This window comes from Leptospira chreensis, assembly GCF_016919165.1.
In the GTDB taxonomy this organism is placed as follows: Bacteria; Spirochaetota; Leptospiria; order Leptospirales; family Leptospiraceae; genus Leptospira_A; species Leptospira_A chreensis.
Map to the genome: position 1 here is coordinate 19,866 of NZ_JAFFPS010000057.1, position 11,973 is coordinate 31,838.

Consider the following 11,973-nt stretch of genomic DNA (forward strand, 5'->3'; position numbering starts at 1 on the left):
AGACTATAGTTCCAATGTGAATCCTACATTGATTTGACGAAAAGGCCCGGGTTGGATTCCCGTTGGCAATCTTCCGGAAACATATTGTTTGTCTTGGATGTTCTTTGCGTTAATAAATACGGACCACTTATCAGGAGACCGGTATCCAAAACTTGTATTCCAAAGTTCCACTTTGGGAATTGTACCTTTGTTCCCATCCTCTGATTCATCTTTAGTATTTAACAAATCAGAATATTGTTTTCCTATGTATTGGTATTCCAGCCGGCCATAATACCCTTGCGGTGATGAAACACTAATCGCCGTCGTTATGGTTTCTTTGGGAACGTAAGGTAAATAGTTTCCTGTTGTGTCTGTGGAAATGTATTGGTTGTTGTTGATTGTATACGCCGGCAGGATTTCTATTATTTCTCTACCATCACTGGTTTGGGATACAGGAAATGGATTGAAACTTCTGGATTTGGCTTCGATGCGAGAGTAAATCAATTCGATAGGCACTCTCCATTCTGAATTTTGCATTTTTGCTGGATCCCAAACAATCACAGATTCTCCGCCTGTATGGGTTGAATAACCCGTGTTTGCTGGTCGAATCCCTGCTTCTCCACCAACTTCGTTTACATTGATGATTTGGTCTCGGAAATACATTTTGTATCCAACAAGTTCCGTATACAAATAGGAAGTGATATCTCCTCTGACTCCCGTTTCATAATTGGTGGATGTTTCCGGTTTGAGGCGATAGTCATTGCCTTGAGGACTGAATGAAGTTCCAAAGGTAGGCGGGGAAAATCCCTTATGGGCTCCTGAAAACCAAATGAATTTCTTTGTGATATCATAAGTAACCCCAATTCCTGGCAGGATGATATGAGTTCTTGACTCACTGGAACTGCGACGGTTCACAGAAACATCATTGGGAATCACTGCACCTAACCGGTAATCTTCGGCAGTGGCTTGCCTTCTTGTTGTGATGGCTTTTTGTCTCACTTCTTCGAAACGAACTCCGGGTATGAGTTTCCAGTTTTCAGAAAGTTGGATCCGGTCCTGGAAATAAGCCGCAAAGGATTCGATCTTTCTTTCCTGTCTGTTGAGATTGAAATTGGGTAAAGCCGGTTGTGCGATGTTTGTGACAAGAGACTCTTCTTGGACAATGGCTTTTGTGAGATATCCTGAGGGATCATCTGTTTTTTTTAAGTTGGTTTGGGTTAGGTTATTTTCTCCATGAAGCCGAATCCCAAGGTCGGTTTCATGTTTGAGTCCCAAGGTAGAAAATTTAGATTCGAGTTTTGTTTCTACACCGCCGACCATAAAGGATTGGTCTCGGCTAATGTAAGACTCGCGCATATAAATCGTATCTCCGGGGCGATTTCCTATAATCCCAGGGGAGTAGGTGCGAAGTGTATCTTGTGGTGCATTGAGGTAACCACCTGACGAAGATTTGCCGGATAAAAAGTCTTGCCTTGCCCAGTTTCTTTCTGCCTGAGAAAAATATCCACGGATGATGAGATTATGGTCATCAGATAGTTTCCAATTATGAGAAATGACCGACTGGCCTCGGTTCAATTGTTTTTCATCATATTCTGCCGGATTGATTTTTGGATCCATCCGAAACAATCCTTGAGAGAGGCCTAAGTATGTGGATTGAGCATTCTGAACATGATAACCCAATTTGATCGTCGTGCTATGGTTTTCGTTCCAATCTTGGATCCATTTGACGTTCCCTTCTGTAACATCGAAATTTTGGTAATTCCGAAATCCATTTCCTTGTTTTCTGAGTAAGGATACTTCAAAAGAACTAGAGTTAAAAGTTTTCCCATAAGAATTGTATGTAGATAAATATCCATTTTCACCTCCCACATTTTTTGTATAGAAGGTGGATTCAACTGGTGGGCGTTTGGTGACAAAGTTAACAATCCCTCCAATGGTATTTGGTCCAAATAAAATGGAACCAGATCCTTTAATGATTTCGATCCTTTCCATTCTTTCAATAGAAGGAGAGTAATAACTTTCTGGTTGTCCATAAGGAGAGAGGGCAGTTAGAATTCCATCTTCTAAGATTAGAGTTTTTCTAGATTCTTCGTTACTCACCCCCCTAAAACCAATGTTTGGTGTGAGGCCTGCTGCATCCTGGAAACGAACGCTCGCACCGGGAGCTCTGCGTAACGCTTCCATGGGATCTGTGGGAGATGCTTCTTCGAGATATTTTTTATCGATGATATAAGCTGATCCTGGTATTTTTTTTAAGTCTTCCTTTTTGCTACCAATGACATGAATCCCTTCGTTTTTTTGCGGTTTTGTTTCTTTTTCTTCTGTATTGGATTGGGAATGAATCTTTAGATTCGCAGAAAAGAGTAAGAAGAAAACTAGAGTTGGTTTTACGCATTGATACTTCATCGAAGCAGTCCTTTTAAGGGAGAAAGATTAATTTTGATTTTCGTAAGATCTTCATTCGGTGAAAATAAAGGCCTAGATGGTTTCCCGTTGATGGAAACATGAGATTGAACATACACGGCTAGGTCTTTTTTTCCCGACCTTTCAAATTCTCTTTGTTGTAGATAATTGGCAAATTGTAAGATATGTTCCGGTTGGATGGTCATCATTCGATATTGGTAGTCGGTGAGTGTTTCTCTTGGATCGATAGATTTGCCATTCACAAAAAAAATAGCAGATCCCACTTTGTCTGCGACCATCACTTGCCATGAAAATTTGATGGCTTCTTCTGTCCAAATCACTTGTCCGGGATAAAAAATATGTCGGAAGGGAATCGTAACTTGTAACAGAAGATAGGTGAAGAGTGCGTATTCCTTGAATCGAAAGCCAGTGGCAAAACTTGATTCAGATCCGATGTCAAGGTTTTGGTTCGCCCGTTGGATTTCGGCTTCTTTAGATTTGGGAGTGCCCACTTTGTTTTTTAAAAATCGATGGATCAATCGAAGGGGCCAGTCCGGCGCAAAGAAAATCAAGGAAGAAAGACTCATTACAATGGGAAAAACTCCAATGGGAAAAAGAAAGGATGTAAAGGAGTGGAAGAATAGAACCACAAACCAAGCAAAGAATCGAAATCGTTTCGTACAAAGTAAAAAGGGAATACTTAAATCAAAGATTACGCCAATCCATGAAAAGGCATAAGCGGTAATAGGAAGGCCAAGGACGGGATCAAGAAATGTGAGTTTTCCTTCTGATTGGTACAACCAAAGTTTTAACGGTAGGGCTTCGAATAACCAATCGGGTTGGAGTTTGGCAACTCCTCCAAAAAAATAAATGAGTCCCATTTGCAAACGAAAAGCATAGAGCCAAAATTTGGGAATCGGTTTTGTTTGATTGACCCAATCCCTCCATTGCCATAGAGGAAGGTTTGACTTACTCACTGGTGATAACCATAATAAAAAACCAAGAAGCGAGATCAGATAATAATGATTTAGATAAATGGTGGCATCAGAGAAATGGAACCATGTAAATCCAATCGTAAATACAAAGAGATTGAATCTTAAAAAATACCCAAGAAAAATCCCGAAAGCTGTGATTAGCAGAACACCAAATAGTAGATAGGTGAAAGCAGGTGCTAAGGGATGGATCCATTCAAAACCAAAATGTTTGAAGAAAAAGCTGGGTTTGATAAAGTAAGAATGAATCCAGCCATAATAGAAATATCTGAAGATTAAAATGGTAGTCGCAAACCCATACCCAATCCTAAAAAAATGTAGGGAAAGAGAAGGGACTGGTTGGAGTAAGTTTTTAATCCCCATCATTTGAACTCACCCCGATGGTGCCGCCAAGGGAACTGATCACTTCTGTTGTGATGAGAACTCTTAGTTTTTTAAATTCATTTAACATCAGTTCGACGTCGCTACCACCTGTGGTAATGGCATTTTGGAAGGTCCCGTATTTTGTTTTTAAAGAAGTTACGGATGCACTTGTGGTTTTAATTTGTTCTTTGAGTCTGGGAACCACCGTTTCACTTCTAAGTCCTAAAAATCGGTAGAAGCCAACATCGCCCAAATCGGAGAGGCCTTGTAAGTTTTGTAAGAGGGAATCGAGTGATAAGTTGGCATACGGTGTTTCTACTTTTGTGATATCCTTCACACCTAAATTTGTGACCCGTAATCCTGAAGGTTCTGCAATTTTGATATCAACAATGGTATTACAAAAAAATACGATTTGGTTTGTCAGCTCCGTCAGTCCGTCTTTCGTATTCGGATAATCGCGACTTCCTTTTCCTGCATTAGTAAAGGAATAATAAAAGGAAGAGGTTCTAGATTTATCCCAATGGAAAAGGAGTAAACTCGTTTGGGTTTTGATATCTTGGATGAGTTTTGTGAGATAGGTTTTTCTATTGGTATCGGCAAATGCAGTATTCGTTGTTCCGACATTATCCTTAAAAAGTAAATACTCCACGGCATCCAGTCCGTCCACTCTGAGTCCGTTAGGTGCTAGATTCGAAGTGATTTTTGATTCAATGGATGTGGGGTCAATGGGAAAAGCTCTGGAAAAACTATCCAAGTATAAATAAACATTATAAGGAATATAAGCCGGTCCAAAATAAGCCCATTCTATTTGTCTGTAAGCAAAATCTGCTTCGATCCAAGCATTGCGAACCAGGTTTAAATTGGTAACATCGGGTGTGGCTGTATACGTAGCAGCAGCTGTTTGTAACGCCGATATCTTACTGTCTAAGTTGTTATATTTAGGAATGATTAGGTTGTTTGATATATCAGCAAGTAAACTGGAAGTAGTATAGGTCTTTAAATACGTATCCACCAATCCGAGAATTTCTGCTTTTTCGGAAGCCTTATCTGATTGGACGGCGCAACTATATAACAATAGATAGAATCCATAGATAAAAAATTTTGATAGGGTTTTCGTTACTTTCATAAAGATTTTAGAAAACTAAGGACTTTGGTTCTCGATTCTTTCGGGAGTTGTTTGTAATTGTTTTTACTTTGTTCTCCTTCCCCACCATGCCAAAGGATGGCTTCTTGCATGCCTCGCGCCCTTCCATCATGAAGTAAAAGTTCATGACCATTGACTCGTTCAATGAGACCAAGTCCCCAGAGCGGAGTGGTTCTCCATTCATTCCCTGTTGCTAAGAAATCGGAGCGGTGGTCACTGAGACCGTCACCCATATCATGTAAGAGCAAATCGGTATAAGGTCGTATTTCTTGGTTGGCAATTTCTGAAATGAAATGATTTCCCGTTTTCAATCTAGGGATATGACAAGAGGAACATCCAATCTGAATGAATAATTCTTTTCCCTTTCTTACATCTTCTGTTCTCCAACCTCTTCTTCCTGGCACACTGACTAAACTTGTATAGAATGTAACTCGCGCTAAACGTTCGTTTGAGATTTCTGGACTTCCCCCATTCCCCGAAGGACTTGCTGTACAAACCGATTGTCCAGTGGCACAGTTTTCACTCGGGAAAACAGGAGTGGTGAGTCCGATATCACCCAGGAAGGCACTGGCATTTTGATGGTTTAAATTCGGTTGGTTTGCTTTCCATCCAAACCTTCCGAGGAATGCTTTTGCTTGTGTTGTGTCCCAAGCCATGTTAGGTTTTCCAGAAATTCCATCTCCATTAGAGTCGCTTACATCAGCAAAGGACCTAATGGTTGCTTCGGGGATAGCTTCGAGGAGTCCAAGCCCCGGAAGGATGGGTGCCGTTCTTGGAGAAATCAAATAACTACCAGAGGCATTGTCCGTTGGATGATAAGGTTGTCCGGGATTTGCCACATTGATTTGAGTGGCACCACCTCCGACATTCCAAGTGATCGCATAACTTGGCTTACGGAGTGAATAACTTTCTCCATCAGGAAAATTTCCCGCTTCCTCTGTATACGTGATCACCACAGTTCCTTCTTTTGGAATTTGGGTTCCGGTTCCAAATTCCAAAATGCCTTCCGTATTCAATTGGGTACCGAAGTTGGTCAAGGGAAGTGGTCCGCCTGTCGTAGGATTGGATCCGGAAACACTCAATCGAAGGAGCATGGAACTAAGACTCGTTCCATCGGCGGGGGGTCGTCCTCGTCCATCTTTGACATGACAACCTTGACACGAACGGTTGTTAAAGACAGGTCCAAGTCCTGCAACAGAAGAATTTCCTGCAGGAAGCCAGGTGCGATTGAAGTTTGCATTTCCATCTTGGAAATCAATAGAACGTTTTGAATCCACCACATTGGCTGCTTCTAAATCAAAAGCAGACTCAGTGGAGTCAAACGTGGTAGTATCTCCACCACTGAATTGTTCACAAGGATCGTTTAAAAAATCTCCCGAAGAACATTGGGGAGAGGATAGAATAGCAGCAAGGATAAGGGCAGTCGTCGTCTTTTCATCATCATTTTTTTTGCATTGGAATATCAATCCGAGACTGATGATTAGGATAAGGTGTTTCAATTTCATTTTTCTATTTTTATTTTTCTTTTATTCGAGAACTAAACCATCATCTCCAATCGAGACACCGAAACTGGCAGCCGATCTTTGTAGAGCTTTTGCAATTTCTTGTACTGCTGGTTGGATTTGGTAACGGAAGATATTGTAATCAGCATTCTCTGTCGCAGAGCCGGATACGTTCACAGTTGCAATCATTCGGTCAAAACGACTCGAAATGATGGAACTATTACAAGCTTGGTTGAGAGATACATCTTCAGTGAATTCATTCAGGCAGAATAATTCTGCTGTTGCAATTCGTTCTTTGATGTAAGTTGATTCATTTCCTAAAAGATTTTTTAATCCATAACCATTGATGGTTTTAGAACCTGTATAAGTTCCATTATAAAGATTATCCAATCCTTTGGCATCGTAATAAAAATCAGCTTTGGTATTGTCAGAAAAACAAGAATGTTCTTCTTCTTGTTCCCCACCAAACACACCTGTCATCCTTTCTCCACCCCATTCTCCACCAGAGAAACGAGCAATCCCCCGAAGGATATTTTCAAACGATGAGGAACTGGATTTGAATTTAGAAACATAGGAAGTGGAAAGAGAAGGATCCCATGCATTTTTCAACTGTAGGAGATGTGTCTCCAAAATCTCAGTGGAATACAAAAGATAAGCGGAACGTTTTGCTGCTGCACTTCCACTACCATTGGCTGTTGTAAAATTGGTTTGGGTAATTGTAGTTCCCGGTGTGAAGTTATTTGCTGCATCAGCTCCCCACAAAAGGTATTCAATGGCATGCCAACCTACCGAAATATTCTTTGCAGGATCTCCATCAGGACAAGTTCCGGTAGCACAGTCCCCTCCGTTTGCATCAATTAATCCTTGTTTTGTGATCGTACCAGTCAGGATCACAGTATCAATATAACCTTCATCCAAAGGCCATGCATTCATTAAAGGTTCCAGTTCTACACCATCGGTAAGTGCTGGGTTGTCGATAGGTCCCTTACTAAAACGAAAGATTTCCGTTTGTAAGTAACTTCGTCTGGCCCGTCTCCAATAAGACTTTACTTCATTCAGTTCCGCGAGAGTCGGGGAAGCTTTGCCGGTAAAAGCAGTTACCTTTTGTCGTAAGGCCACCACGTCCGTATACGCATCGCTATAATTTTGAAAGGCAATTTGGGAGTAGGTCTCCAAAAAAGCGGATTGGTTGGGGGCAGTGCCGACTAAGACCAGTGCTGCGAGTATATTATTGGAATCGGTTTTCTCTGGTTCCAAAAGACTACAGTAATTCATTACAAGTCCAAGTGAAAGTACGAATGTAAGAGTGCGTTTCGACTTCATCATATGGGGTTCTCTCCTTTATAAATGAGAATAATTCTCATTATTATTTAAACAACGTTCATAAAGGGGGTTTAGAGAGCAAATGGTTTTATTTTTCTCTCACTTGATATTTATCAGGCGGGTTTGATTTGAGAATTGATGAACTTCGTTCAAAAAATCTCAATGGTTCGGAAATAAATTATTTGACACTCGTTCAAAAAGTCACAAAATTATGGCAATTGTTTAAAATATGTTAAAAATGTTCCGATTGGGAGGAAATATGAACGTAAAACTAGCACTAGGGCTTGTAATGTCCTTGGTTTTCGCAGGATCTGTCTCTGCACAAACACAAAGCCAAATGTTCCAAAGAGTAGGGGTTGTCGGGGATTCCCTAAGCCATGGATTCTTTGGGGTTACCGTAGAGAAAAAAACACAGGACTGGGCCTATCCGGTTTTGGTTTCCAAACAAGCAGGTGCTTCCGTTTCTTACAACGTTCTGAAAGGGCCTTATGTAAACTTAGAAGATGTACTCAAATGGGACTGCGGAATTTTCTGTATTGCGGAAAGTATTATTGGTGGCAATGCATCCACAGTTTCTCTTCCCACTCATGCGGGGATTACTGGGGCTGAATATACATCACTTCTTAAAACTTCCGGTAAATGCGAAGACATCACTGCGACCAAACAAGAGAAAGAATGGTACTGGGCAAAATGGTATTGGTATACTTACCGTTGGGTGACTGTTGCTGATTGCCAAGAACCAGATAAGTTTCACAGATTTGGACTTAGAGATGCGGGAACACAAACCCAAGTTATGGAAAAAGTAAAACCAACTTTCCTATTTGGATCGGCTGGAGCCAACCACGTACTTTGTACAGCACTTCATACATCAACAGATTGTTTAGATGAAACAAGATTTAAAAGAGATATCCGTGAATTCTTTCGCCGAATGTCTGCTATGGGAAGTTTACAAGGTGGGGTTTTATTTACCGTTCCTAACGTAACTTCGATTGCATTTCTAGAAAATTACAAAGATCCAAATGGACGTGCAAATTACACAGGACTCAAAGCCTTCTTTAGAAATTCCGTATCGGATCCTAACCAAGTTCTTGATGCCAATGAAGTTGCGAGTATCTCCACTTTTCTGAATATGTTAAATAACGAAATCAAAGCACAAGCAGCAACTATGCGTTTTGCTGTGGCTGATTTACGTGTGATTTTTGATGACCTAAAAGAAAATGGAAGACCCATTCGTAGTGCTTCTGGTTGGTCTCCTGGAAATGCTCGGGCCAACTGGCCACTTCCTAACCAACCCGGAGTTTTTGGTTTAGATGGTGTTCATCCGAACATGTATGGACATTCTCTATTTGCGAATGAATTGATTAAATCAATTAACAATCGTTATGGATATTCCATTCCACAAGTTAGCGAATACACAGCTTGGTATTACGACTCACTCAATAGAAACCCAGTGGACTTGAAAAAATTCCTGACAGAAAATATCTTTGGTCAGGCAATTTCTTGGGTTGTTTCTATCTTTACTTAAGAGGTTAGGACTATGAGTAAACGGTTTATAGGTATCATTTCGGTTTGTGGATTTCTGTTAGTTTTGTTTTCTTTTGCGATATGGAAGTTTTCTTCTCATAAAACAACGAAACAAACTGAGGTCACCAATTCCGATTTCGGGAATTCTGAAAGTCACGCCAATTCATTGTTTGATGATCCAGAGTTTGCCGACGCTCCCAATCCAGAAGAATTGGAATTGGCACAGGCTGAGGTACTTTGGCCGTTTGCTTTGGAGAAAAAACCAAATCGTAAGGAAGAGATCAAAGAGGAGTGGAGAGATTTTGCGGCCAAGTATCCAAAGAACTTCTACATTCCTCGCGAAATCAAAACTCGGATGACAGAGGCGGAAGAAAAGGAACAACTCGAAATGTTGGATTCTTTCACTGCCATGGATGCCAGTTTTTCTGCATCGATATCCAAGGAAAAGTGGTCCGACAAACCATCGGCAGAAGAACCGAATGCGACCGACAGACCTTCTGCAAAAACTCAAAAAGCCTATTTCGATTTTAAGATCAATGAATTAGAATCGAGAATCCAAATGGTAGAGTATTGGATCGAAAACAAAAAGCCGGCCGGGGATACGAAGACCTCAGCGGAAAAAGATTTAAAACTTTGGAAAAGTGAACTTGCTACCTTGAAAGAGGCAAGAAGTCAGGTTCCGAATTCATAATTCGCTAATCGCAAACCACCTGTATTTCTTTTCAAGAGGACGAACCGTCCTCTTTTTTTTACCCAAAACCGCGGATTCTATGGACTAGACTCGACCAAAGTTTGGAATTTTCTCTCTTTGCTTGACAGGAACAACGTTCAAAAAATTAGTTGAATTTGAGACTCGGTTTCAGTACTGCGTCCAATCCTCTAAGGAGAACCAATTCCATGAACACAAAAAGAAATATCCTCGGAAAATTACTGATCGTTGTCGCTTTCTTTGGCTTTGTCACTTTCTGCAAAGCGAAAGAAACTGACACTTCTGCCCTGGCACTACTCGGTTTGAACTTCTCTTCCGTTTCGGGAACCTTGACAGACGGGGCAGGAAATCCAATCCCTAACGCTAGTTTGGAGATCGCCACGTCCGCAAGTGTCAGGAGTGCCGGATCTTCTAAATCTCTATCCACAACCACAGAAACCGGATCTTGGCAACTGGCCCTTGGGAATGGCAGTTATGAAATTCTCGTGAAGGATGGAAATGGTAAATTACTCGGTACTTTCAAAATCTCATCTGCTGAAAATTTAGAACCTTCAATTGAAGACATCTCTCATGTATCGGATACCATTTTCCTAGTTTCTCTTGCAAACCCAAGAGAGGTTGGATCTAAATTTGAAATCCTTTCTCCAAAAGATGGAAGTATCATTAAAACTTATGATTTAGCATTAAATATAAAAACTTCCGATTCATTAACTTGCCATGTTTTACAAAATAAAACGGAAAAAGAAAATTTTACAGTGGGTAAGGGAGAAATTACTTCTCCTATTTCCGTAAAACCACTGCTTGGTGCTAATAAAATCCAAGTCCATTGCACAAATGAAGCAGGAGTTTCTGCTAAAAAAACGGTCCTGACTTATTATGGGAACCGGATTTCTGCTGGAGGATCTCACTCTGGTTATGTGGTGAATGGAAATTTATACACTTGGGGAAGGAATAATTTTGGACAACTCGGTACGGGAACTTCCACAGGAGACCTTACCAATCCTAAGATTACTAAACTATCTACGATTTCGAATGTTGCTTCGATTGGATTCAACCAGAACAGTTCTCTTGCCATCACTGAAGATGGATCTGTATGGACTTGGGGAGCGAATGCTGTTGGCCAGTTAGGTATGGGAAATATTGGGGACTTACAAGCGGCAGCCGCAGATGCAGGCCCAAGAAATCCACCAAGAAAAGTTCCCGGGATTACCAATGCTGTTATGGGTGTCTATGGTTTTGACCATGTGCTTGTTTTAAAAAAAGATGGAACTGTTGTTAGTTTTGGTTCAAACTCAGTTGGTCAACTCGGAAACGGAACCGGGGGAGCGGGAACTTATTCATCAAGTCCAGTAAATGTCATTGGCCTTCCCACAGATGTCATCCAAGTCATTGGAGGTTCTGAACATTCTGCCGCCTTGACCAAGTCAGGTGATGTTTATGTTTGGGGTAGAGACCAATACGGAAATTTGGGTGATGGAGTTCTCGGAACTGCCACAGAAGTCAATGGCACTCCGAAAAAAGTGAGTTCTTTATCAGGTATAATACATATTGCTAACGGCCGAGATCATATCCTTGCTCTCAAAAATGATGGAACTGTTTATGCTTGGGGACTTGCGACTAGTGGTCAATTGGGAATTGGTGGAACTGGATCACCGAATCCTGTTCCTACCCCAACGCTTGTGACTGGTCTTTATAATGTAGTTTCTGTTTGGGCGAATGGAACACAGAGTTTCGCTATCCTAAGCGATGGAACCGTGAAAGGTTGGGGCGCAAACTCCAGTGGAAATTTAGGAACAGGAGTTACCACTCCCTCTAAAATTTATACACCTGGTGATACTGTCGTTGGTGTTATAGACATTCAATATTTCGGATGTGGAGCCTTGCATAATTTTGCCATTCTCAAATCGGGCACTTTATACGGTTGGGGCTGGAACTTTAAAGGTTCGATTGGAAGATCCGATTTACAGGAAACTTGGGCGGCTTCCACCCCAATCTTTCTTACCATTCCACAATAAAGATCTATGGTGAATTCAT

8 protein-coding genes are annotated in these 11,973 nt (G+C 41.1%); 3 read left to right on the plus strand and 5 right to left on the minus strand.

Translation table 11 applies throughout. The features are described 5' to 3' along the window. Positions 1–3: 3 nt before the first annotated feature. From JWG41_RS15175 to JWG41_RS15195, 5 genes are read right to left on the minus strand one after another with little or no spacing between them, the layout of a single operon-like run. The gene (locus tag JWG41_RS15175) at positions 4–2,385 is read right to left on the minus strand and encodes a TonB-dependent receptor family protein (RefSeq protein WP_205270775.1); all 2,382 of its coding nucleotides are present in this window, start codon (positions 2,383–2,385) and stop codon (positions 4–6) included. Then, positions 2,382–3,737 carry an HTTM domain-containing protein gene (locus JWG41_RS15180; RefSeq protein WP_205270868.1) on the minus strand — a complete coding sequence of 452 codons (1,356 nt, stop codon included), beginning with the start codon at positions 3,735–3,737 and terminating at the stop codon, positions 2,382–2,384. Before JWG41_RS15180 ends, JWG41_RS15175 begins: the two co-directional genes overlap by 4 nt. Next, complete coding sequence (locus tag JWG41_RS15185; RefSeq protein ID WP_205270776.1) at positions 3,727–4,863, minus strand: imelysin family protein; 1,137 nt, start codon at positions 4,861–4,863, stop codon at positions 3,727–3,729. Before JWG41_RS15185 ends, JWG41_RS15180 begins: the two co-directional genes overlap by 11 nt. Beyond that, positions 4,860–6,386, minus strand: coding sequence for a di-heme oxidoreductase family protein (locus JWG41_RS15190; RefSeq protein WP_205270777.1), 1,527 nt, complete (start codon positions 6,384–6,386; stop codon positions 4,860–4,862). Before JWG41_RS15190 ends, JWG41_RS15185 begins: the two co-directional genes overlap by 4 nt. Positions 6,387–6,407: 21 nt before the next feature. Then, positions 6,408–7,709 (minus strand): imelysin family protein, encoded by a 1,302-nt coding sequence (locus JWG41_RS15195; RefSeq protein WP_232374039.1) that lies wholly within the window; start codon positions 7,707–7,709, stop codon positions 6,408–6,410. A 226-nt stretch (positions 7,710–7,935) separates the two neighbouring features. Between JWG41_RS15195 and JWG41_RS15200 the strand changes: the two genes are divergently transcribed. The 3 genes from JWG41_RS15200 (at position 7,936) to JWG41_RS15210 (ending at position 11,954) form a co-directional block, all read left to right on the plus strand. Continuing rightward, the gene (locus JWG41_RS15200) at positions 7,936–9,231 is read left to right on the plus strand and encodes a hypothetical protein (RefSeq protein WP_205270778.1); all 1,296 of its coding nucleotides are present in this window, start codon (positions 7,936–7,938) and stop codon (positions 9,229–9,231) included. 12 nt (positions 9,232–9,243) lie between these two features. Then, positions 9,244–9,921, plus strand: coding sequence for a hypothetical protein (locus JWG41_RS15205; RefSeq protein WP_205270779.1), 678 nt, complete (start codon positions 9,244–9,246; stop codon positions 9,919–9,921). Between the two features lie 206 nt (positions 9,922–10,127). Beyond that, positions 10,128–11,954 carry an RCC1 domain-containing protein gene (locus tag JWG41_RS15210; RefSeq protein WP_232374040.1) on the plus strand — a complete coding sequence of 609 codons (1,827 nt, stop codon included), beginning with the start codon at positions 10,128–10,130 and terminating at the stop codon, positions 11,952–11,954. The last annotated feature ends 19 nt before the right edge of the window (positions 11,955–11,973 follow it).